Here is a 24922-nt window from a genome sequence, read left to right on the forward strand (position 1 = left end):
CATCCCCCACCTAACCTCCCCCATGCTAAGGGGGAGGAACGATTTTTCTCTCCCCTTGTTTAAGGGAAGAGGCTGTGGTTGGCTTTTGCTTTGAAAAACAGGATGTTGACACTGAAAGAAAGGCAGTTAAGGCGCCATTGGCGCCTTAACTGATAAGCATTGACCATCACGCTAGCCTCTTCAAACACATTACTGTACTGCTGCGCGGAGGTTCAGTAAGCACCGTCCCGATGCAGCACAACGCCGATGGTCTTGAACATGATGGCGATGTCATACCAGAGGGACCAGTTTTTCACGTACCAGCCGTCCAGGTAGACCCGGGTGGCATAATCCACATCGTTCCGGCCGCTGACCTGCCACAGTCCCGTCATTCCGGGCTTGGCCATCAGGTAGTACTCCCCATCGTCGCCATAACGCTCCAGCTCCGCCTCCACGATAGGTCTTGGTCCCACCAGGCTCATCTGCCCCTTCAACACATTCCACAATTGCGGCAACTCATCCAGGCTGGTCTTGCGGATGAAATGGCCGATGGGGGTGATGCGCGGATCATTCTTCAGCTTGAAATCCTTGTCCCATTCGGCACGGGCCAGGGGATCAGAGGCCAGCAGTTGCTCCAGCACCTCTTGCGAGTTGATGATCATGGATCTGAATTTGAGGCACTTGAACTTTCGCCCATACTGCCCGACCCGCTCGTGCCCATAGATGGAGGAACCACCATCGCGGGACACCTTGAAGGCGATATACGCCAATACGGGAGACAGCAGCAGCAGCAGACAGGAGGAAACCAAGATATCGAACAGACGCTTCACCACCCGGGAGGAGGCTCTGGCCAGGTTGTTGTGGACCCGCAGCAACAAGAGTTCCTGACTGAAGAAATGCGAAACATCGGTACCATGAAGGGGAACACCGCGCAGGGTCGGAATAATAGAAACATTTCGCAAGCCCCTGGCCGTCAGGTAGCGCAGCCAATTATCGCGCAGCTCGGATTGCTCGTACTCCACCGCCAGGAACAGCTTGGCATTGTGATAATCGCGGGTGATGGTATTCATATCACCCGGCAGCACAGCAATCCCATCGACAGGAGAGTCCACACTGTGGCCGTCCGGCGAGACAAAACCCACCACCTCGAAGCCCATCAGTGATTCGCCACGCAGGGCCATATAGGCATCCCGCGCATTACTGCCACAACCGATGATCAACGAAGGCCATTGCCACCAGCCCGCCTTGGCCAATCCCTTCTTTACCAGAAAACGAAATACCGGCAACAACAGCAAAGAGAGCGTCCAGAGCAGAGCCCACTGACCACGGGAGAAGTCCCACTTGGACAGAGCAACCATCGCCAAGTCGGCCACCGCCAGTGTCAACACCAGAGTCAGACACTCCTTAAGCTCGCTCCAGAAGGGCTTACGGTGGGTATAATGGCGCAGTTGGGCCCCAAACCAGGTGATACCACACAGCACTATGATGGCAAAGCTGAGCAGACGGGCGTAACCATCCCCATTGTTTAGGGAACCCAGCACGTCCAGACTCTCCCCACCTATGCCCCCCATCACCCAGTAGGTGATGGCAAAGGCGCAGCAAAAAGCCAGAACATCCGACATCAACAGCCCTATCTTGTTGATCATCGGTGAAAAATCCCTGGGAGGTGCAAACATAGCGGTATCGGTCTGAGAAATATCCATGTATCACCCGTGTCTGTGAAATGGAGAATTGGTATATAAGAAACCTCATGTAGGGCTTCTTTTTGTTATTTGGCAGGGGAAGTATAGACATACTAAGTCGCCATGTAACCTTCAAAAGGTAACAGATCCCTCTGCTTAAAGGCGAAACAGCAAGATAAGGAAATACGCCTCTCCCGGGCTAACAGGGAGAGGCCGCATTCTTACACCAGCGCGACTATGTTTCCCAACGCCTGAGTCACACACTGCTGGGCCACCGCCATGCTATCGGCCTCGGCGTAACAACGCAGCTCAGGGGCGTTGCCGGACGGACGCAGATGCAGGATGCGCGCATCGTCCAGGGTAATTCGCAGGCCATCTGTGGTATCCACCTTGGCCACAACCACGCCGGCAAAGCCCAACTTGGCCAGCAGCGCCTGGGGATCGGCCTGCCCGGCGGCCAGGATCGCCTGGCTCCGCGCCGTGGGAAACGCCTTGATACGATCCGAATGGCTAAACCGCTGCGGCAATGCTGCCACCAGGGGTGAGATGGCCCCCTGGCCTGCCGCCGCCAGCAGCATCAAAAACGGCAACACGGCATCCCGGGTCGGCAAGGCCGCCAGGGGCTTGCTGGCGAGTTCGATATCGCTGCCCAGCAAGAAGCCGCCATTGGCTTCGAAACCGGCAATCCGCTGATAGCCCTTGGCCAGTTCGGCAAACTCGGCAATCACATAGGGCGAACCGATTTTTGTCAGTGCCACCTTGGCAAAGCGGCCGCAACTGGCCACCGCCGTGTTGCAGCTGACCGGGATGGCCAGGGCCTGGATCTGCAAGGCATCGGCACACAGCAAGCCCAAGATATCACCCCGCAGCCATTCGCCCTGCTCGTCGGCAACCAGAGGACGATCCCCATCCCCATCGGTGGAGAAGATGGCATCCAGCTGATAATCGGCCGACCAGCGACGCGCCTTGGCCTTGTCCTCCTCCCCCACCGCCTCGGTATCGATGGGCACGAATTCGTCACTGCGCTCCAGGGACACCACCTCGGCCCCCAACTGACGCAGTAAAGGAGCATAAAGATCCCGACCCGCGCTGGAGTGCTCGTAGACACCGATTCGCTTGCCAGCCAACAGATCGGTGGAGAACAGCGAACTATAACGGTGGCAATAGGCGTTAGCCGCCTCGGGACGCGCCTGCAACAACGGCAAGGCGGGCAAAGCGGCAAAGTCGACGTTGGCCGACAGGATTGCCTGCTCATCAACCTTGGTGATCTCGCCATCCGGCCGGTAGAACTTGAGGCCGTTGCGATCGAAGGGAATATGACTACCGGTCACCATGATGCATGGCATCTTGTCCTGCATCGCCTGGTAAGCCAGCGCCGGGGTTGGTACCACGCCGTAATAAATCGGCTCAATCCCTGCCTGGAGCATGGCGGCGGCACAGGCCTGGGCCATGGCCGGACTACTGGGACGGTTATCGATGGCCAGAGCCATCTGAGTGACCGGACCTTCACGCTGCATCACAGACACGAAGGCATGGGTGAAGGCGGCACACACCTCGGGAGTAAAATCCACCACTAGGCCACGGGCACCGCTGGTGCCAAAGGCCACGCCACTCTGGGCAATAAGGGTTGAACTGTTGAATACACTGGACATTAGACGGGCTCCTCCATGCGGCCATAGTGATCTTGCACACGCACGATATCATCCTCCGCCAAATAGGAGCCAGATTGGACCTCGATCAACTCCAGTGGCACCTTGCCAGGATTTTCCAGACTGTGCAGTTCACCCAATGGGATATAAGTGGACTGGTTTTCGGCCAGCAGGAACTGTCGCTCACCCAGCGTCACCTTGGCGGTACCGGACACCACGATCCAGTGCTCGGCCCTGTGATGATGCATCTGGAGGGACAGCTTCTCACCCGACTTGACCGTGATGCGCTTGACCTGATAGCGGACGCCATTGTCGATGGAGTCGTACTTGCCCCAGGGCCGATAGACCTCGCGATGCACCTGATGCTCAGAGCGCCCGCTGGCCTTCAGCCCTTCGACGATCTTCTTTACATCCTGCACCTGGCGCTGATCCACCACCAATACGGCATCCTTGGTCTGCACCACCACCAGATTGTCGACCCCCACCAGACTCACCAGCGCGCTCTCGGCAAACACATAGTTATTCTGGCTGGCATGCTGCATCACATCGCCACGGCACACGTTGCCCGCCGCATCCTTGGTCGAGATCTCCCACAGCGATGACCAGGAGCCGACGTCTGACCAACCGGCATCCATCGGCACCACCACCGCATCGGCCGTCTTCTCCATCACCGCGTAGTCAATGGAATCACTCGGGCAGGCGAGGAAGGCGGCCTTATCCACACGCACAAAATCCAGATCCGGGTTGATGGTGCCCACCGCCTTGACACAGGCGGCATAAATATCGGAGCGAAACGCCTGCAGTTCGGCGAGGAAACGGCTAGCCCTGAACAGGAACATGCCGCTATTCCAGTAGTACTCTCCGCTGGCCAGATAGCCCTCGGCCGTGGCGGCATCAGGCTTCTCGACAAACTGGGACACGACATATGCAGACTCGTGTGATGAAGCGACCGAGGTGAGATCCTCGCAACCTGTCACCACCTCATCACCACGGCGTATATAGCCGTACCCCGTCTCGGCATGGGTCGGCACAATGCCAAAGGTGACCAGCTTGCCTGCCTCGGCAAGAGGAATCGCCCGCTGCACCGAGGCGGTAAACGCGGCTTCGTCGCGGATCACATGATCGGCGGCCAGCACCAACAGCAAGGGATCCTCACCGGCGGCGGAGGTCTGCAACGCCGTCAATGCCGCTAGGGCTATGGCGGGCGCCGTGTTGCGCCCCGCCGGCTCAAGGATGATGTTATGGGCCAACTTGCCCAGATGCCGCAGCTGTTCTGCCACCAAGAAGCGGTGGTCCTCATTACAGATCACCAGCGGTTGCTCGCAAGCCAGCTGTTGCAGACGATTCACCGTCGCCTGCAACATGGTGTCTTCACCATCGAGCTTGAGGAACTGCTTGGGATAACGCTCACGAGAAAGCGGCCACAGGCGGCTGCCTGAGCCACCGGCCATGATGACGGGTATAACACTAGACATAACGCACTCTCATCAACTTAATACTGTATTTTTTTATCCGCTTGGAACGCCTGCCACTTCGCTTCGACAAATGCGGAGAACTCCTGGCAAAAGCGCTCTTCCGAAAAGCGTTCGGCATTTTTACGGCAGTTGGCCGCGCAGAAGGATGCCGGTTCCGCCTCAAACTGCAAAATAGCCTGGCACAGAGACTCAGGCGTTTGCTCCGAGAAAAACAGCCCAGTGGGCTCAGCAACCCCCAGTGGACGAACCGTCTCCAAGGCGCCGCCCTTACCGAACGCAATCACGGGCGTTCCACAGGCCTGCGCCTCAACCGGAGTAATGCCAAAATCTTCTTCCGCAGCAAACACAAAGGCCTTGGCACGCTGCATATGCGACTTCAACACCTCGAAAGGCTGATAGCCAAGCAGCGTGATGTTGTCATGCTTGCTGGCCAGGGAGGCAATCTTCTTGTATTCGCCACCATCCCCTATCACGACCAGTCGCTTATCAGGCATATTGGTAAATGCCTCAACGATCAAATCCATTTTCTTGTAGGGCACCATCCGCGAGGCGGTGAAATAAAACGCTTCCTTCTGTTCAACGCAGGGGAAGTCCTCCACTGCAACAGGAGGGTAGATAACGGTAGCATCGCGGCCGTAGATCTTCTTAATGCGGCGTGCAATGAACTGTGAGTTGGCGACGAAGTGATCTACCCCATTTGCCGTGCGGTAATCCCAGAGCCGCAACTTATGCAACAACCACTTTGTAATCCATCCTTTGATGCCTTTGTTCAAACCGGATTCCCGCAGATATTGATGTTGCAAGTCCCAGGCATAGCGCATGGGTGAATGCACATAACTGATATGCAATTGATCTGGCCCGGTCAGCACACCCTTGGCAACAGCATGGGCACTGGAAATCACGATATCGGCATCAGACACATCCAGTTGCTCAATGGCGAGCGGCATTAATGGCAGCAACTTTTGATAGTGTTTTTTAGCTCCTGGGAAGCGTTGCAGAAACGAGGTGTTTGCAATTTTACCATAGAGCTTATTCCTATCTTTTTCAGGCAAGAAATCAATAATTGAAAACAAATTAGCCTGAGGAAACATCTTTAAAATCTTAGACGTAACTTGCTCGGAGCCAGCATATGAGACAAACCACTCGTGTATGACATTAATCTTCATAAAAAACCGTTCAGATATTGGCTAGCACATTGTACGTAGCAGAAGCACATTTTCCCCATGAAAACTTTTTTGCTTGCTTTAATCCAGCCGTAGACAACCTATGAGCGAGCATTGAATCGTTAAGCAAGTTAGACATTGCCGAAGAAATATCGTTTATATCAGTTGGTTCAACCATCAAGGCAGCATCCCCGACAACTTCAGGAAGAGATGTTGTATTGCTGGTAATCACTGGAACACCACATGACATTGCCTCTAATGGCGGAAGACCAAATCCTTCATAGAGCGGGGCATAAACAAACCCAGCTGAACTCTGATAAAGTTTAACAATGTCAGCGTCATCAATATAGCCCGTGAAATGAACATTTTCAGGCACTCTATCTATACCTATATCTGAAAAGATTTTATCATTGCGCACACCAGCAATAACAAAGGTAACGTCAGAAAAGCCTGAGGATATCTGTTCCCAAGCCGCAAGCAATCTGCCAATATTCTTTCTTGGCTCGATCGAGCTCAAAGTTAAAATAAATTTATCTGTGGATATGCCATACTTTTGCCGTAACAATGAACGTTCTGCGGCATCGCAGGAAGAATATTTAAATCTCTCATCCACGCCATTGTGAATGACATGAACTTTATCATCGTTCAAGCCGTACAAATCCATGAGACGCTGCTTAGTATACTCAGAAACAGCGATCACAGCATCGCAATTACTGATCAACCTAGGGGTAATATGCCGATATAAAAGGCCAAATCCTTTCGTTACCCACTCAGGGTGCTCAATTGCTGCAACATCATGGATTGTAACAACATGCTTGCATTTTAGTTTTGTGATAGGACCAGTATTAGATGGACTCCACAAGACATCTTCATTTAAGTTATGAGACAACATGCGAGGCAGTATTACTTGCTCCCAGAAATGCCCTTTCGCACCCGCACTAAAAAACTGAGGATGAATGGTAGAAAAGCTACCAGATGGAAACTCAGCCATAATTGAGTGGAGATAACGATGAACACCGGTCAACTTTCCACTTTGAATGATTCGATCATTAATAAATATACTCACTGAAACCTCAAAATTTACAATGATAGTTCAAGTGAAACACATCAGTTGGACAAGAGTTGCATCCAACTTTCAGAAACTGTTTCTATAGAATATTTTTCAGAGGCCTGAGTTGCACTATTAGATAATCCACTAAACAGTTTTTTATCAGAGCGCAGCTTGTTAATAATTCTGAAATAATGACAAGCCTCAACTTGATCTGAAACCAAGAATCCCGTCACACCGTCATCGAGAATTTCATTAGGACCAACATGATTAGATGCAATGACCACAGACCCACTACTTAAACCTTCGATGACAACAATCCCGAATAACTCTTCCCAGCGTTTGTTCCGTACGGATGGAACAAGCAGAACATCAGCGTCCGCATAAACAGAAGCTAGGTCATTTTTGTTTCTGATAGGACCAGTGATATGAACGTTGGTTGCGGCCTCATATTTCTCTTTTAGAAAAGACAGCATGGGACCATCACCAACAACAGTAAAACAAAATAAGTCTGGCGGGGCCAAGCTTATCAATTCGACAATTAATGGAATGCCCTTTGACTTAACAAGCCGCCCCACAAAAAGAATATTAAACTTTCCATTGACGCGAAATTCACCACCCCATTTCCTCCCGGGTTTAAAAACAGCCGTGTTAATGCAGTGTGGGATAATAGACACTTTCTTACAAGCGGCAGGAGAAAGTTGAGAACATAAAGTATCATACGCAGCCCGTGAAACACATACCACTTTGAAGGGTCTATTTTCTATGCAGTATTTGATCGCATTTTTGGCAAATGATGTGAAGAACCAGTAACGCCGAGGCACATTATTAGACCACCAATATGGCCAAGACGTCTGATAGATAAGCGTATTCTTATAGGCGAGCAGAGAATAAAAAAAGAATCGAAAATCGTACGGCCCCATGCCCATGATAATTGTCTTGTTTTTTACAAAAGGTAGACTGACCCTAAAAACAAGATTGTTAATAACTCTCCGTAGATTTTTAATGTTGAAGTTTTTCTTAACAATAAATCTGGCAAGCAAGAAAAAGACGCTGGACTCTAAATAAACCAGAGAAGAAATGTCACCTTTTTTCTTCAAATGCTCAATTGCTTCATAGTATGGTTGACCGCCAGTATCATGCAGAATTATTACGTCACCACATAACATATTCATTTATTTCCTCTAGGGTGTTTTCCGGACACAGCCACACGGAAAAAATCGAGAAGTAAGCTTGGCTTCTTGTGCAGTAACACAACCTTTAACAGCTCACGTGGAACAAGATAAATCATGGAAAGTCTTGGGTAATATCTCAGCTGTAAGGCCAAGTCATACAAGCGTTCGCAACTACGAAAAAGTTTAACCGAGTCTGCTTCAACTTCATGAGATGATAATGAGTGCAATAACTCGCCATCGCAAACAATTTTGATCGAATAAATTTTCATCAGATGACGTAAACGCAAAAAGAACGACGAATCCACACCATAAAGAACAAAATTTTCGTCAAATACAGAACTATATGTTTGTTTGAATTTCTCTATTAACTTTCTGCCAATCATCAAACCACTACTGATAGAAGTCAGACGAGCATGCATTGTCTGGTATTCACCACTAGCAATAACACCACTTTTATCTCTTGGATAGTGTTGTTTGCCTTTTGCCATTATTTTAGGAATAAGTAAATCGACATCATTCCGTTCCATATTATTGAGGATAGATTGAATATACTCTGCAGAAATGTGGGTGTCTTGATCAAAAATCAGGACAAAGTCGTTTTCACGATAGTTAATCGCATCATTATAAATTGATGCGAGTGAAACATTTCCAACGGACTGTGTATATACAAATGGGTGTGTTGTGCTTGGTTCGAAATCCAAGTCGTAATATATTGGTCCATTATTTCTAACATAGATCAATAGATCATGATCATTAAAAGCACCTAGCTGTCCTGCCAATGAAGAATATGTTTCACATAGAAATGGGTTTTGACCATATGAAACAACAACCACACATATTCTTCGGGATGACTTCATATTAAAACCCTACCCTAATTCCACGACACAACAAGATACTATTGAACCTTATATTATTATGCTAATGACTCAGTCTCTATCTTCTTAATCTCATAACTCTGAAAAAAAACTGACTGGCTGGCCGATAAAGGAAAGAAAAAACGATCCAGTAGAGACATGCGGCAAATAATAAGGTAAATTTTGAATAGTTGAATGCACAGGAAAGAAATATACTAATAATGAACAGCACAAGGCTACCAATAAGATATGTTAAAACATCGCCCTTAATTTCGCACCACAAATCTAATGCTCTGACGCACAGAAAAAATAACACAATTGCATATATGCTGTTTGCTAAGCCAAGTGTGATAGCACCAAAATGTTTATAGAAAATCAAATTGAAAATTGAATTTATTACTAAGGAAACCGCCATGACCATCAATACAACATTGTTTTTAAATGTGGCACTCAAACCCTTTATCAAAACATACCCGATTGCCTGAGCCCAAATACCAAAAGACATACCGACCAATATTGAGGTTGTGACACTAGCAGACGCAGCGTCAAACTGTCCACGAGAAAACATAACATCGACTATAAGTGAAGCGTTCTGTCCAACAATGGAAGATAATGGAACTGCAATGAATAGCATTGCCTTAGCGGTATTGGCAATCCTTTCTTTGACTTGCGCATTATCCAAACCACTCCAGGATGAAAGACCAACAAAGGCTACCGGCATCGAGATCAGAAAGAAAATTGTTTCAGTGGTAAATTTTGCATAATCTAAAGCAGATACGGCGACCAGGCCAACTAGACTTGCTACGGCTCGCTCGACTGCTATATTCCCTTGTGATAACACAGGTAACAATAATAATGGTTTTATTGTGCACCAAAAACTATTCACTATTAGTTTAACATCCAAGCGACACCATTTTTTTGGCCACTCAATGAATCTCCTGTTTAATAACCTGAATGTTATGTATAGGAAAAAGAAACCATAACTAATTGTAAAGCCCCATGCCAACCAAGCGGGATCACCAAACAGCAAAAAAAGTAAAGCACCTGCCAATAGACCAACATTTTGAATTGAAGGCCTTAATGCCATTGGCACAAAATCATCATTGGCAATACAAATAAAGACGCCCAGCACACTCACTATATAAGCAGGAATACCATAGCCCATGATGTCAAGCATGGTTGATGCAAGTTCTTTAACCTTATCATCAAGACCTGGCGCTAAAATTGACACCCAGAAGTAAGAACCCAAAAGAACAATAAGTGTCAGCAATATAGAGAAAGCGGAAAATAAAGCCAACATCACCCATGTATATAAAGATACAACATGCTCACCATCAGGACCATTTCTAAACTTTATATAGAGAGGAATGAATGCCGAATTAAGACTATCACTTGTCAGAAAGTTTATAGGCACCAAGGTACCTGTCTGGGCAACTCTATATGCACCAATTTCAGCCCCAGTTCCTAATGTCCCTGCAAAAATGACTTCTCGAGCAAAACCCAATATTTTAGAAATAAAATTACCACTAAACAGTTTGATAATGTTACTACGCATTTTTTTCTTCTTGTATTGTATCGAGTAAAGCTAGATATTTTTTGGCTATTATTTCCCAAGAATATTTTTCTGCAGTCGCACGTGCATTTCTTGACATGCTATCCATTAAGTCTCGATTGTTACGCATCATCGATATTTTCTTAGAAATATCATCTGCAGAACGTTCTATAGTGAAGCCATTTACGCCATCACTTAAATAATCCGAAATACCACCAGTTGGTTTCATAAGGACCGGGATTCCACAAGCCATCGCTTCCAATCCCACTAAAGCCCATGTTTCATAGCGAGATGGCAAAATGAAAACATCACTCGCGTTCAGCAAATCCGGAACATCCGTTCGTACGCCAAGAAAAAATACTCGATTGCTTAAGTTTGAGTCAGTCGCAACTTTTTTATATTTCTCTATACTATTGAAGTCCCCACCACCAACAACTAGTAACTTAACATCGTCAGTAGTTTTATTAAGTGCGTTGATGATGTATTTTAAACCTTTCCTGTCAAACTCATGCCCAACAAAAATCATTACGAAGTCATCATTATTAAGCGATAACTCACTACGAACAGAAACTCTTTTAGTAATATCTGGAGCATATTTTTTAAGATTGATACCATTAGGGATGATATGAATTTTATCTCTAGAAGAAGGATAGAATTTTGCTAATCTTTCGGCATCACTGGCGCAGAAACAGACGATGGCTTTATGTACTGAAAATTTATGTCTTAACCACTCTCTGACAATAAGAAATGGGTGAATTGGGTTTCTTAAAAGCATTTTTAAGGGTGATGCTGATGACATCAACATGTCAATATGTAGACCATGATTGATATAAATATCTCCATACATAATATCATTATGTGCGATTGTCGCTGTTCCCTTATCCCCCTTGAGGCGCCACTTAGCTACTAGCCCGCCCCATATACTGAATATTACAACATCAAAGAGCAACTTCAATTTTTTAACTATCAAGTTTCTTTCAGCAAGCGTCACTTTATCTTGATGGAAGCAGGATACGTCAGCAAGGGTAAAACGTTCTGCTTTGACACCCAAAGAACTAAACGACCGTTCAAGCTCTTGTGCTACAACAGAAACCCCACCGCCGCCACCATGACCAATTTCTCTAGCCAACTGAATTATTTTTTTCATACAAACCACCAAATTTTTATATCGGATTGATTTTCATGCATTCAATTCTGTGCCACTACAAATTTGGCATATTTTAGATTTAGATTGTGAGGATTTACCTTCATTCTTATGCAAAAAAATTGTCATAAATAGCAACCAGAATAGTGAGCCAATTATGCTCATAAATAAAAATGGCTGAACCATGTTTTGAATGAAGACTAGAAGCATGGAAAATTTAAAGCCAAACAATTCATCTCTGAAACCAACGGGGATCGATCTAATAATAATGAAAATGAAACATAAAACACCGACCACTCCATAATTAAGGAGAATATCGATAACACCACTTTCAACATTATCGACTTTGAGTATATCCCGATACTGCCCTGGCCCTACACCAAAGACCCAATGTTCTCTATACAGTTCCAGAGCTGCTCGCCATAGGTCAAATCGTTGTAAGGTTGAACCATCGAGTTCACCAGAGATCAGAAATGAAAACCTTTTTATAAAAATATCGGTTGTTGCTAAGTATGATATAGCCATGAAACCAATAATAGACAATGTGAGAAATAGTGTAACCTTTCCATGCTTTAGCAAGTAAATGTAGACCGAAAAGAGAGCACAAGCCAAACCAATTCTTGAACCAGAGCAAAGCAATGCAATAAAAATGATTACTGATACAGCAACCTTCTTTTTTTCAAGAGACATGACAAATGGAGGGCACAATATGATTGCCAACTGATTATAGTGCAATGTCAATCCGGCAATTCTTATATAGTTCTCAATCCAACTGCTTTTACCACCCCATGTGGAAATATAAGAAAAAATATTAATATCATAAAAAAAATAGACATACCACTGTACTAAAACAAGCAACGAACTTACTAAGCCAAATTTCACATATGCTGTTTCAATCTCACTTAGCTCAAGTCTTTTTAGATAGTAAGACATGACCATGCCGGCACTGAATACATACAAAAATAATTGAAGTAGGCTTTTCAGAAATTCAATCTCATTAGTTGCATTTACTCCTAATGAAAGAGTTGGCATTATCAATGTAAAAAAAATCAAGAACCAGAGTAGTTTTCTGCTCACCTCAAAATTATTTTTACAAACAGTAAAGCCTGCAACCAGCAGCATTGTCATATCGGATGTTGTTATTACACCAAATATTTTGTACCCACAAGAAACGAGTAACAAAAAAACAACAAGAGAATTATTTCTTTTATTCATTATCACTTATTTCATACATGGAATAATGCCTACTCAGCATTTGCCCACCATCTCTAGTTAGTGGAGTCCAACCGATAGTACCCACCCCAGTTGTCGGCCTAACCAGCAACAGATCGAAAGGAATGGTGATATAGAAGCCCTTGGTAAAGCTGCCTTCCCCATATTCTTCGGCCGTTACATCGGTGAAGGTGGCATAGGCGCCGGCCACGATACCGCTGTCAAACCGGCGGGAGAGATCTATGGTAACCCCCTTGTCCTTGGCCAGATACTGACCCACGCTGATCTTGGCCAAGCTTTGATCCAGATAGGGCAGTTGCCAATACAGGGTGGCATGGCCGGTGAATGTCTTATAGTCGGCCAGCCGCATGGTGTTATTCCAGTCACGCTGGCGTACATAGTTACCATTGGCGCCCAGCGCCCAGCTCTTGCCATAGGGGCGATAGAGCACTTCGCTGCCGACGCCGGCATACATCATCTCAAGGTAACCCGCATAGACCTGGGCATACCAATCAGGCGCCAGACGGCCCATGGCGGTCAGTTGCAGATTGGTGAGCAGCAGATCGGAAGAACTGACATATTCACGGATCCAGGTCCTCACCCGGGGCAAGGCATCCGTATTGGACGGCGGCGTGGTGTAATTAAACTTGTCCAGGTTATCGAACCAGTTCCAGTAGAGGGTTCCCCCCAGACTCAGGTTGTCGGTGAACTTGAAATCCCCATTGCCATTGATGCCGAATTGATAGAGGTAGAAGGATTCGGGACCACCGAAGGACTGCTGCAGTTGCGGCTTCCAGCTGTAGGTAAGCCGCTGGGTGTTATCGGCCAGCAGATTTCCTTGTGGCGAACCGGCATTCGCTCTTTGGGTTGTCTCTGCCTTGGGCTGTCCCAATACCTCGCCGGCCTGTTGCGCCTGCCACTGCTTGGCATCGATGACCGCCTCGTCCACCGGCAGCCCATTCTTGGTGTAGACGATACGATACTGTTCGGCAGGTACCGGCAGCTGATTGGCCAGCAGAGTGACCGCTCTTTGCTCCCCTTCGACCTTGTCCCGGTATTTCCCCTGCTCCCCTTCCAGGATTAACCGGCTATCGCCATCCTGATACAGGCGCGCCTGTTTGAAGCCGGCATTGTGCTGCAGTGATGTCATCAAGGCCTGGGAGTCAGCCCCATTCGTGTTGCCAGGGGCAGACTTAGGGCGCGGCTCGTCCAGATGATTTTGGGTCAAGTCGTTAAAGTTAGTCCGCAGGGTAACGCCCCACATCCAGGTATTGCCACGCTGATAGCTGAGGTGGGTATCCACCGACTCGAACAACCGATAGACAGCACCAACATTGATGGGCGAATCCTGCTTGATGGTACCGGCGGTTTCGTTGCTATAGTCGTTACCATCGTATTCCAGCTTCAGGCGCAACGGCTGCCAGGGCGTCTGATACTCGATACCGCCGAACAGGGCGGCGGGGCCGTGAAACAGATTGCCAAACTCGAAATCACCGGGAATGCCGTCAAAGCCACTGCGTTGACAGAATTTGTCAGCCGCTGAGCAGAAGGCATTCTTGATATTGCCGCTTTCGGCCATATTGCCCCAGCCCATACCCAGGGTAAAATCCAACGGTCCCCAGGCCTTGCTGGCCACCAGAAACTCACTGTCAAACAGCCCAGTGCCAGCAAAATCCCGCACCCCTAATGCGACCTGAGGCAACCAGTGACTCTCCTGCCACAGCCGTAGCTTGAAGTCGATGCCCTTGTCCTTATAGGTCTGATCGCCGCTGAAATCTGGATGGCTACTATAGAGCCGGGTGCGAACATCGGTGTAGCGCAGCGTGGTCTCCAGCCAGTCGAAGACCTGGATCGAAGTCGACCAACGGCGATACTGCTCGTTGTCCATATAGTTGACACTGAATTCCCCGGTACGGGCCATGCGGGCCGTGGGCATCTGCAGCAGACCAACCCCGCCAAAATCCCCCTGCGAAGGGCCAATGCCATCCAAGCGAGGATTGTAGTCGTCAGCTTGTGCCGTAAAAGCAGTACAGCAGGCCAAGGCGACCAGGCTCATTCTAAACATCATGGTTGAGTTCCCATCCCTTGCTGCAATGCGGTAACGATCGCCTGATTAATATCACCATATCCGTCCGGCAGAACATCTTCATCGAATCCCACGAACAGCACGGCCCCTGCGGCCGCCTCTCTGTGCTTGCTGTTCCAGTAGTCCGTACCGATTTGTTTGGCCTCATGCCGGCCATCCAGGTACCAGGCCCAGCTTGCGTCAGCCCAGGGCTGGAGCACATCATGCTTGAGGTAATCCGCCAGGCGTTGCCCAGCCACCAGGGGTTGAGGACCGGGCGAGTGCACCGCTCCCAGCAACATCAGCTCCGGCTTGCAGCTCGGCAGATAGAGGCGGTATTCACCGGAAAGAAGCAGATTTTCCGCCTGCCGGATGCGTAGACGATCCGGATCCAAGGAAACTCGGATCGCCCCATGTTGCAGCTGTTTGTCCAATTGCTGCTTGAGCTGTTTCACCGCCATGGCCATCTCGCTTTGAGAGTCGGCAACCAATTGGTAGTAGAGCGTATCTAACCGCGCCAACAAGGCCTGCTTAGCCGTCTGCAGCTGATCATCGAGTGCCGGAGTGCTGATACTGCCGCAGGGGTTGTAGCCAGGGGCTTGTACGTCCGGCAACAGCAGCGCGTCAGCCAAACGAGACCCATCAGGCAGACTGACACGCCGGTCCCCCCCGGGGCCCATGATGCGCAGTTCCACCGATGCCTGAGCAAAATTCGTGACAACCAGCAGGGCAATGGCAGAATATCTGATAAAGCCAGCCATCATAAGGACTCCTTCGGACTGAATGGCTTCAGCAAGACAAATTCCAATTCTGGCAACTTGGGTCCCATTCGCTGGCGACTCTTGATCACGGCGCCGGAATTGGGATCCAGCCAATAGTGATTGCGGTAGCTAAACTCCCCCTGCACCTCGGAGACCTGTTCTTCGACCGCCAGCAGTTGTCGTTTGTCTGGCCCCACAGCCACCGATTCCATGCCCAGAACCTTAAAGCGGGAGATCAAGTCACGCCCGCTGGTATAGTCTTGGTCCCAATCGGCGTGCCAGTGCCAGGTGGCCCCATCCAGATGCAGACCATCCGCCAAGGGATCCAGATGACTTGATTCAATATGTGACAGGTTGACCTCAAGCCCTATGGTCTTCACCCAGCGGCCCTGCTGCATCACAAACAGGTTGTGATCGGCTGAAATCCATTTGAGCTGCCCATGCTCGGCATAGTTAAGCACCACGAAGGCGCGGGGGAGTTTCCCCACCGTCAGATAGGCATTCGGATAGGGGACATTCGCGATCTGCTCGGCACTTAACTCGACATCCGGCATACCCAGCAAGGCGACAGTGACGCTATCAAGATAGGCATCACCGGTATGCTGGCTGCAGCCGATTAGCCAGGAGGCGCACAGCAGCACGAAGGCAGGGAAGATTTTGGCCATAAGGCTTGGGTCACTCTGTCAGGAATGAAAATAACAAAACCGCCCCTAGGGGGCGGTTTTAGAGATCACTGTGACTTAGTTGGTAGACGTAACAGTGCTGGTGCTGGTAGCTGTGTTGTCGGAACCATCGGAAGCGGCGACCGCAACGGCAATGGCAGCAGCGCCGACACCGACACCGGCACCGGTAGCACCCAAGGCCGCATCGGCAGGATCTTCAGCAAAGGCAACACCGCTGGTCAGGACCAGGGCAGCGGCCAGAGTAGCAACAATCTTATTCATGGAGTCATCCTCGTTTGACTTGTTATTACATCGGAGAGCAACGCCAATCAGCAACTGACTGACCCTCCCCCAAAGTTGAAGCCCCACAAGTATAACGTGATGTACCTCGTGGTCGCCTCAATTCTGTACCGACAAGACTCATTAGTAAACAATTTGAGCCCTATCTGATTATTTGTAGTTACCTGTACGTGACTTGAGCAATTAACTGACCGTCAGCCCGGCGTTGTCTTGACCGTTCCGCCTTAGGGCATGGCGCACCAGTACCAACATCACCCCCAACATGCCCCCTAGCAAGGTACCCAACACGGCGATCAAGGCCCGCTTTGGCTTGGCCTTCTCCTCGGGGACCACCGCCGGATCCAGGGTCTTGAAAACATAATCCGGGTTCACCTCGGCCAGCATCAGTGTCTTGGTCTGCTCTTCGATAAGCTTGTAAAACACCGTCTGCATATCGGCCACCGAGGTCTTGGCCAGCTGATCCTTGAGATAGGCGATGTTGCGCTGGGTGTCGGTAAGATCCCGCTGTTTCATCACGGCATTGAGATCCGCCACCAGCCAATCCACCCACTGCTTGGCCAGTTCAGGAGAGAAATAGTCAACGCCGATGGTGACCAGGCCGGTTTTCTTGTCCTGCTCCACGCTGATCAGTTTGGAGAAAACTCTAAACAGCTCCCAGTCGCTGGGCTCTACGCTCCGCCCGGGTTTAGCCTCACGCACCCATTTCTTCTGGGTAACATCATAGAGTTCGGGATCAATGGTGAGCTCACCTGTGCCTTTATCCATGCCGGTAGCAGCCATGATGGCCACCTCCAACCGATGGCGGCGGACGAAGCCGGTCAGGAAGTGACGAGACTGCGCCACCGCCACCGCCAACCCCGTCTTGTCAGTTCTACCTGTGCCACCCAAATTAACCCCCGCCAGACTGGCCAAGCCACCAAACTGACCAGCCAACGAGCTAAGACCACCTCCTTGTTGTTCTTCTGAAGGAGCTAGGGTGGCTTCGGCGTGGTAGATATTTGGTAACAAGAGGGCCACCGCTACAGCCAGGCCAGCGCCTAAAATTGCACTAGCTAGGATCCAGTACTTGCCTCGCCATAAGGCGGCCAGCAGCTCCCTTAAATCGATCTCATCGTCACCGTCGTGAGCCGTCCAGGGCGTCGGCGACATCATCATCTCATCTTTTTTCATGCAGTCCGCTTCTTGATTGCTTACATTCGCCAAACCCGGCGGCACGCCAAGGCGTGCCGCACTGATGCTTAGTTGATCGCCGACCAGGCCACGCCCAGCTGATACAGCATCTGGGTGGCGGAGGTCCAGGTGCTCAAGGTATCCAGGTAATCCGAATCGATGGGCGCCACTATGGTGTCACCCGGTTCCAGTGCGCCACTGCGGCGGCTAAACCAGTAGCTGGAGTCGGGCAGCATCACTGAGCCATCGGCCTTGATCACATAGATGCGATCCGTATCCGCCTGCTTCTTGGTGCCACCGGCCTTGTCCAGGTAATCCTGTACACTCATACCCGGCTCGAAGATATGGGAGGAAGGCAGCTGTACCTGGCCCACCACAGAGATGACATTCTGGAAGGTGGGCACATACAGCTTGTCGCCGTTCTCCAGGATCAGATCCATGTTTTTCTGCCCCGCCAGTATGGCCGGCAAATTGATGGTCATACGTCCAATGGCCTGGGTGTTCTCCAATTGATCCACCAGTCCCACCGCCTCCGTGGGGGAGGTGCGGTAGGTAGCCGAGCTCGTCTGCCGACGCAGCGCCAGTGTGGAGATCTCCTGGCGCAACTGCCCCTTGATGAACTGGAGACGGTCCGCCTCCTGCTTGCGCAGGGACTCCCGGGCGAAGATCACCCCCTTGGCATTGGCGTAATCGGTCAAACCGCCAGCCCGTTGCAGCAGGCTGCCAATGGTTTCCCCCCGCCGCACCGTGTAGGTGCCAGGGTACTTCACCTCGCCAAACAGCTGTACTGTAGCCTCCTCCCGCCAGTCCGGATTCGCCAATATGCTCAGGCTGTCTTTGGACTTGGCGCGGGGCGCGCCGTTGAGCTTGGCAATGTCGCTCAAAGCATAACGCTGGTGCACTATGCTGAGCCCACCGTCGGCCTGCTCCTGAATGCGTGACAGTTCGGCCACATAGGCCGGCTCACTGAGCCCCCCCGCCGCAGCAACCAGATCGGCAAGCGAGCTATTACTGCCAATCGGATAGACGCCCGGGAATTTCACCTCACCGCGCACCTCGGCGATCTGTACCGGATGTTGACGACTGGCCTGGGCCTTCAACTTGTCAAGCACCGACTGCAGCAACGCCTCACGGCTATCCGCCGCCAGGCTGATCATGCCCACCGACTTCGCCACCTGGGTCAGGGTCACATTGCCCTTATCCGTCAAGTCACTGACAGAAACCAGGGCACCGGTCTGTGGATCCAGCACCATCTGATCCTGAGCCTGAGCCCGTGCCGTCGCGCTGGCCAGCTGGGCACTTTGCTGCTGAGCCTGAGTCAGCTGGGTACCGCTGGCGGCCAACTGCTGCTGATTGCCGGTCCCCGCATAGGCCTGCTGGCCGTTTCCTTGAGCAAACGCCGCTTGGGCAACACCTGCCTGATTGGCCATCATCCCTTGATTAGCCATCATCCCTTGGCCGGCATAGGGCTGGTTGGCCAAGCGTTGTTGGCGCTTTTGAGCATCCTCGGCCAGCTTGGTGGCGGAGGGATCCGCGAAGTCGTTATTGCCGGCACGGCTGAAGATCAGCACCTGATCCCGCGCCTGCAGCAGCAGATCATCCGCGCTGCCGGGGACACTGATGGCACGGCCAAGGTTGAACTGGTGGACTTCAATTTCATGCTGCGGGTTGATCTCCCGCACCACCAGGGCGTAATCCAGATCCGCCGTGGCCTTCAGATCACGACGGGAGTCCTTGATCAGCTGGCTGATCCGCATCCCAGATTGGTAGCTGTACGCCCCTTCCCGGACCACAGCCCCCTTGAGGGCAATGGCCGTGCTGTATTCGGTGGTGGTGGGCAGCAGCTCAATCTTGTCACCATCCCGGATGGTAAAACCTCGATCGGCGCTTTTGGCCAGATCCAGGGTGAACATCTTGAGACCGCTTTCGGTGCGTCGCGTCACGCTCACCGCCTTGAGTGCCTCCGCCTTGAGTCCCCCCGCCAGGCCAAGCACGTTGCTCAGAGCCGCCGGACCGGACAACTCATAGATAGCCGGACGCTTCACCAGCCCTGCGATGCTGACCTCAACCCCTTTGGCAGGAATAAACACCGTATCGCCAGGGCGCAACCGAATGTCATCCTCACTGTTGCCCCAGATCAGCAGCTTGTACAGATCCACCTGCTGGACCATCTGGCCACCACGTTTGACCTGCACCTTGCGCAGGGAGCCGACTGTGTCGATCCCGCCGGCAATCTGCAGCGCCTGGGTGACCGTGGTCAGGGCATTGACGTTGTAAGCTCCCGGTTGATACGCATCCCCCATGACAAAGATTTGCATGGTGCGCAGCGTGCCGAAGCTGATGGCCGCCTCCACCCCGATAAACTGCTCAGCCACCCGGGATTGCAGAGTGTCGCTGACCTGGCGAAAGGTCAGGCCTGCCACACTGATGGGGCCCAACTTGGGAAAGTCGACGCTCCCCTCACGATTGACCGTCAAGCGGTAGTTGGCATTTTCCTTGCCAAACAGCTGGATGCGCAGCTCATCTCCCGGCCCTACCACATAATCATCCGGTACGGGAATATCGGCCAGCGGGGTTTGCGAGGTGGGCTGCGCAGCAAACACGTTATAGCCGAAGGGTTGCAACGGCGCATCCAGCCCATCCTGATTAGCCTGCTGCAATTGGGGCCGCTGGCTAGCCATCCCGGGCTGCAGCTGACGCGCGCTCAGGCTGGGATTGATGGGCTGTTCCTGAACCGTGGTATCTTGGCCACGGAGATCATTGACATCCAGACCATATTGAGCGGCAACCGCCTCCTGTTGGGCAGAAGATAGCTGGCTAAACTGGGCCATCGTGTTGGCGGGTATGGCGGCATGAGCCGGCATCAGCGCAAGATTGAATGCCGCGGCAAACAGGGCGGCCTTCATGCTCCTCAGTCTCATTGTCACTGCAATCCTATGATTCATTTTATGGGTCGATTAATGGAAGCGATATTCGTAGACCAGGCCAGCGCTGATCCTGTCCTCATCGACCGTCTGATGCTCAAAACCACTGAGGTTGAACGTCAGCCGGCCAGCCAAGGCGGGCAATACATATTGCGCCGTCCAACTGTCGCCAGGCAGGGTATCGCTGTCGCGAACCGTCTGCCAGAACAGGGAAACCTGGTGATCATTGGGCAACTGAACATAGGTTCCCAGATGCCAACGCTTGCCGTCGGGACAATCGGCGATGGCATACTCCTTATGCTGGAGTCGCTCCTGCTGTTCTGCGGTAGGGGGGTCGCCATCGGCCTGGCTGTATTCCAGGACGAAACGGACCATTGTGTCATCCAACAGCCACTGGCCATCCGCGCCCCACAGCTGATAATCCGGCCCGGCGGCCAAACTCTTGGCCTGCTGGGTATAGAGACCGCCGGAGCCGCCACCGGGTAGTCCATGGGCCAGCCGCAGATCCCAACTCCAGCGCCCCAGCTGATTATCATCGGTCACCGCATCGGCAAACTGACTCAGCTGGGAACCGTCACCGCCACCGAACCAGTTCTGATAACTCAGCCCCAGTTGCACCAGGCTACTGGGTCGGGCCACCAGCCGATTGGCCCATAGCAGGTCATTGTCAGCCGCATTATCCTGCTTGGCCACCAGGCTCTCACCCCAGAGACTGCCCAACAAGGGCACGTCAGGAGCCAGGTAATTCACCGCCACCGCCGGCAGTGGGGCCGCCTGTTCTGACAGGCTCAAGGCCGTTTGCCACCCAGGTCCCCACCAGCGATCCAGCCAGCCCACCACCAAATTGAGATCCCCCGACCCCAGGGCCAGGTAGCTGCCTTGATAATCCCAACGATCATCATGATCATCCGCCTGCTGATAGCCGGCGGCCAATCGGATGGCATAATGCTCGGTCAACACCTCGTGGCTGGCCTGGATGCCATATTCGGTACGGGGATGCCAACCAAACCCCTGCCGTCCGGCGTCAGCATGACTCGCACCACTCAACCGCAGATGACTGCTGCCCCGGCCCAAGCGGTCACTATCGAGCCGGTACTGCACATGCCGGTAGGCCAGGGCCTCGGCGGGTGACAGGCTCGTCACATCGATGGCCGTGAGCGCGTTAGCCAGCAGACGCCAGCGAATAGGAAAGGCATTGGTGGGCATCACCAAGAGTCCACGATCGGCCAGAAACTGCACGTCGCTGCGCAGGTAGGGATCATCAGCTTCGAGCCAGGGAGACGCCTGAGCGGCCGCCACCCCGGTCAGCACCAGCCATACAGCCAGCAGTTTGCGTGAAACCAAGATCGGCAATCCTTGCAAAACAAAGAGTTAAAATATGATGCGTTGGGCTCGGCCCAGGCTACCGCCCCTGGCTTGCCGCTGCCACACCGCGGATGAAAGGTGCTCGTTATCATGGCGCCGGCGATCAACCAACGCAAACGCCGATGGGCCAAGGCATCATCGGCACCCGATTCATTGGCAGGGAACAAACAGAAAGGTTAATGGCAGGCATTAATGCAGCGCCACATCACAATCGAACCAGTCTAGTGCCCGTGCCAGCGTAGATATCGAGGTTTTGTGTAATTTCAGGTAAAGATTATACCCGGCCAGCCCCATGAAACCAGCGTAACTTTCGCTTAGATTTCATGGGGCTAGCCAAGCCCAATATCACTCATAACCCATGGGGTTTTGCTGCTGCCAGCGCCAGGTATCCCGCATCATCTGGTCGAGACCCCGCTGGGCCTGCCAGCCCAACTCGGTCGCCGCCAGCGCCGGTTCCGCCCAGCATTCGGCGATGTCACCGGGCCGCCGGGCCACGATACGATAAGGAACCGGTTTGCCGGAAGCCGCCTCAAACGCCTGGATCATCTGCAGGACCGAATACCCTTGGCCGGTCCCCAGGTTATAGGTGTGGACACCACGCGCCTGTCGCAGCCGGGTAAGGGCCTTGAGATGGCCATCCGCCAGATCCACCACATGGATATAATCCCGGACCCCGGTACCGTCCGCCGTCGGATAGTCGTCGCCAAATACCGACAATTGGGTCAGCCGCCCCACCGCCACCTGGCTGATATAGGGCAACAGGTTATTGGGGATACCATTGGGATCTTCACCAATCAGGCCAGACTCATGAGCACCGACTGGGTTGAAGTAGCGCAGCAGCACCACGCCCCAGCGGGGATCGGCCTTGACCATATCCTGCAGTATCTCTTCCACCATCAACTTGGAGCGACCATAGGGATTGGTGGCAGAAAGGGGGAAATCCTCGCGAATAGGCACTGAGGCGGGATCGCCATACACGGTAGCGGACGAGCTGAACACCAGGTCAAACACCTGGTTTTGTGCCATCACCTCGCACAGGGTCAGGGTAGCGGCGATGTTGTTCTGGTAATAGGTCAGGGGAATGCGGCTGGACTCGCCCACCGCCTTGAGTCCGGCGAAGTGGATCACCGAGTCGATAGAATGGGACGCGAATACCTGTTGCAGGGCCACGGGGTCCCGCACATCGGCCTGGTAGAAGATCGGCTTCTGCCCGGTGATCTGCTCGATGCGTTGCAGCACCTGCGGCTTGGCATTGCAGAGATTATCGACGATAACCGGCTCCATGCCGGCCTGTAACAAGGCCACCACGGTATGGCTGCCGATATAGCCGGCGCCTCCTGTGACCAAGACTGTCCGTTTTTTATCCATCGTGCTGATTAATATAATTATAAAAAGTCGGGGCCAGTGTACCGGCCCCGACTCAATATGGCCAGTTTTTGCTACTGGCCTGGATTATCAAAATTGTCTTGACCTTAGCCGGCGAAGGCCGCGGCACTGCGGGCGATGACCAGCTCTTCGTTGGTGGGGATCACGAAGGCTTTGACGCTGCCCTCTTCTGTGATGAGACCCGCCTGGCCAAAGCGCGCGGCGGCGTTGCCCTGGGCGTCTTCCTTGAAACCGAAGCCCTCCAGCAGGCTCAGAACCTTGCTGCGCATCACCAGGGAGTTCTCCCCGATACCGCCGGTAAACACCAGGGCATCCACGCGGCCCAAGGGCACGTAGTAGGAGGCAATGAACTTGGCCAGTCGATAGCAGTACATCTCAAAGGCCAGCACACAGCTCTCATCACCCTGCTCCAGCCCTTCGGTGATACCGCGGAAGTCGCTGGTCTTGCCGGAAACCCCCAGCAGGCCGGACTGCTTGTTCAGCACGTCCTTGACCTGATCCAGGCTGTAGCCCAGCTCATCCACCATGAAGAACACCAGGGAGGGATCGACACTACCGCAGCGGGTGCCCATCATCAGCCCTTCCAGTGGCGTGATGCCCATGCTGGTGTCGATGCTCTTGCCACCCTTGACCGCACACAGGGAGCCACCGTTGCCCAGGTGGGCTGTGATGACATTCACCTGTTCCACCGGCTTGCCCAGCAGTTTGGCGGCTTCGCCTGCCACATAGTAGTGACTGGTACCGTGGGCACCATAGCGCCGCATGCCATGTTCCTTGTACAGCTTGTTGGGAATGGCATACATGAACGCAGAGGCCGGCATGCTTTGGTGGAAGGCGGTGTCGAAGATGGCGACGTGGGGCAGTTGGGCGAAGAGACGACGGGCGGCACGGATACCCAGCAGGTGCGCGGGGTTATGCAGCGGTGCGAAGGGGATGCACTTTTCGATACCGGCTTCCACCTCGTCGGTGATCAGCTCAGGTTGGCTGAACAGCTCCCCCCCATGGACGACACGGTGACCGACCGCCACCAGGGCATTGGTCATGGCATCCTGACCCTTGAACACCACCTCTTCGAGGAATTGCAGGGCTTGAGTGTGATCGGCACCGGCAGTCAGAGGGGATTTTTGCTTATCCGCACTGCCGAAGCGCCAGCTGATCTCGGCTTCTGGCAGTCCCAGGGCTTCCGCCAAACCAGTCAGATGTTGCTCACCGGTTGCCGGATCCACCACGGCAAATTTCAGGGAAGAACTACCACAGTTAAGTACCAGTACGGCCTGTTCAAACGTTTTTTCCATTCTCTCCTCACAATGCTTTTGACGCCGGGCGCCACAGCCGATTTAGGTCAGGGTGAACCGT

19 protein-coding genes are annotated in these 24922 nt (G+C 52.1%); all 19 read right to left on the reverse strand.

What is annotated here, in order from left to right:
• Positions 1 to 212 precede the first annotated feature (212 nt).
• The 19 genes from wbaP to ABHF91_RS11600 all read right to left on the reverse strand — a co-directional run bounded on the left by wbaP (position 213) and on the right by ABHF91_RS11600 (position 24861).
• A complete protein-coding gene (wbaP, locus tag ABHF91_RS11510; RefSeq protein ID WP_409420423.1) occupies positions 213 to 1625 on the reverse strand; it encodes an undecaprenyl-phosphate galactose phosphotransferase WbaP in 1413 nt (470 codons plus the stop codon).
• A 257-nt stretch (positions 1626 to 1882) separates the two neighbouring features.
• On the reverse strand, positions 1883 to 3313 hold the full coding sequence (locus ABHF91_RS11515; RefSeq protein ID WP_409420424.1) for a phosphomannomutase: 1431 nt from the start codon (positions 3311 to 3313) through the stop codon (positions 1883 to 1885).
• The gene (locus ABHF91_RS11520; protein WP_409420425.1) at positions 3313 to 4785 is read right to left on the reverse strand and encodes a mannose-1-phosphate guanylyltransferase/mannose-6-phosphate isomerase; all 1473 of its coding nucleotides are present in this window, start codon (positions 4783 to 4785) and stop codon (positions 3313 to 3315) included. The genes ABHF91_RS11515 and ABHF91_RS11520 overlap by 1 nt, the downstream gene beginning before the upstream one ends.
• Positions 4786 to 4802: 17 nt before the next feature.
• On the reverse strand, positions 4803 to 5951 hold the full coding sequence (locus ABHF91_RS11525) for a glycosyltransferase family 4 protein (protein ID WP_409420426.1): 1149 nt from the start codon (positions 5949 to 5951) through the stop codon (positions 4803 to 4805).
• A 10-nt stretch (positions 5952 to 5961) separates the two neighbouring features.
• Positions 5962 to 7014: a glycosyltransferase family 4 protein gene (locus ABHF91_RS11530; RefSeq protein ID WP_409420427.1), complete on the reverse strand. Its 1053-nt coding sequence runs from the start codon at positions 7012 to 7014 to the stop codon at positions 5962 to 5964.
• A gap of 41 nt (positions 7015 to 7055) precedes the next feature.
• On the reverse strand, positions 7056 to 8171 hold the full coding sequence (locus tag ABHF91_RS11535; protein WP_409420428.1) for a glycosyltransferase family 4 protein: 1116 nt from the start codon (positions 8169 to 8171) through the stop codon (positions 7056 to 7058).
• Positions 8168 to 9028, reverse strand: coding sequence for a glycosyltransferase (locus ABHF91_RS11540; RefSeq protein WP_409420429.1), 861 nt, complete (start codon positions 9026 to 9028; stop codon positions 8168 to 8170). Before ABHF91_RS11540 ends, ABHF91_RS11535 begins: the two co-directional genes overlap by 4 nt.
• 76 nt (positions 9029 to 9104) lie before the next feature.
• Positions 9105 to 10580 carry a murein biosynthesis integral membrane protein MurJ gene (gene murJ, locus ABHF91_RS11545; protein ID WP_409420430.1) on the reverse strand — a complete coding sequence of 492 codons (1476 nt, stop codon included), beginning with the start codon at positions 10578 to 10580 and terminating at the stop codon, positions 9105 to 9107.
• Positions 10573 to 11724, reverse strand: a complete 1152-nt coding sequence (locus ABHF91_RS11550) for a glycosyltransferase family 4 protein (protein WP_409420431.1) — start codon at positions 11722 to 11724, stop codon at positions 10573 to 10575. Before ABHF91_RS11550 ends, murJ begins: the two co-directional genes overlap by 8 nt.
• Before the next feature lie 33 nt (positions 11725 to 11757).
• Complete coding sequence (locus ABHF91_RS11555) at positions 11758 to 12936, reverse strand: O-antigen ligase family protein (protein WP_409420432.1); 1179 nt, start codon at positions 12934 to 12936, stop codon at positions 11758 to 11760.
• Positions 12929 to 15001 carry a YjbH domain-containing protein gene (locus ABHF91_RS11560; RefSeq protein ID WP_409420433.1) on the reverse strand — a complete coding sequence of 691 codons (2073 nt, stop codon included), beginning with the start codon at positions 14999 to 15001 and terminating at the stop codon, positions 12929 to 12931. Before ABHF91_RS11560 ends, ABHF91_RS11555 begins: the two co-directional genes overlap by 8 nt.
• Complete coding sequence (locus tag ABHF91_RS11565) at positions 14998 to 15762, reverse strand: capsule biosynthesis GfcC D2 domain-containing protein (RefSeq protein ID WP_409420434.1); 765 nt, start codon at positions 15760 to 15762, stop codon at positions 14998 to 15000. The genes ABHF91_RS11560 and ABHF91_RS11565 overlap by 4 nt, the downstream gene beginning before the upstream one ends.
• Positions 15759 to 16424, reverse strand: a complete 666-nt coding sequence (locus ABHF91_RS11570) for a YjbF family lipoprotein (protein ID WP_409420435.1) — start codon at positions 16422 to 16424, stop codon at positions 15759 to 15761. Before ABHF91_RS11570 ends, ABHF91_RS11565 begins: the two co-directional genes overlap by 4 nt.
• Before the next feature lie 75 nt (positions 16425 to 16499).
• Positions 16500 to 16703 (reverse strand): hypothetical protein, encoded by a 204-nt coding sequence (locus tag ABHF91_RS11575; RefSeq protein ID WP_409420436.1) that lies wholly within the window; start codon positions 16701 to 16703, stop codon positions 16500 to 16502.
• A gap of 201 nt (positions 16704 to 16904) precedes the next feature.
• On the reverse strand, positions 16905 to 17891 hold the full coding sequence (locus tag ABHF91_RS11580; protein ID WP_409420437.1) for a Wzz/FepE/Etk N-terminal domain-containing protein: 987 nt from the start codon (positions 17889 to 17891) through the stop codon (positions 16905 to 16907).
• Positions 17892 to 17959: 68 nt separating this feature from the next.
• Positions 17960 to 20812, reverse strand: coding sequence for an SLBB domain-containing protein (locus ABHF91_RS11585; RefSeq protein WP_409420438.1), 2853 nt, complete (start codon positions 20810 to 20812; stop codon positions 17960 to 17962).
• A gap of 36 nt (positions 20813 to 20848) precedes the next feature.
• Positions 20849 to 22159 carry a capsule assembly Wzi family protein gene (locus tag ABHF91_RS11590; RefSeq protein ID WP_409420439.1) on the reverse strand — a complete coding sequence of 437 codons (1311 nt, stop codon included), beginning with the start codon at positions 22157 to 22159 and terminating at the stop codon, positions 20849 to 20851.
• A 366-nt stretch (positions 22160 to 22525) separates the two neighbouring features.
• Positions 22526 to 23548 (reverse strand): UDP-glucose 4-epimerase GalE, encoded by a 1023-nt coding sequence (galE, locus tag ABHF91_RS11595; protein WP_409420440.1) that lies wholly within the window; start codon positions 23546 to 23548, stop codon positions 22526 to 22528.
• Positions 23549 to 23652: 104 nt separating this feature from the next.
• Complete coding sequence (locus tag ABHF91_RS11600) at positions 23653 to 24861, reverse strand: acetate kinase (RefSeq protein ID WP_409420441.1); 1209 nt, start codon at positions 24859 to 24861, stop codon at positions 23653 to 23655.
• Between the last annotated feature and the right edge of the window lie 61 nt (positions 24862 to 24922).

This window comes from Pseudaeromonas aegiceratis, assembly GCF_046254905.1.
Lineage (GTDB): Bacteria > Pseudomonadota > Gammaproteobacteria > Enterobacterales > Aeromonadaceae > Pseudaeromonas > Pseudaeromonas aegiceratis.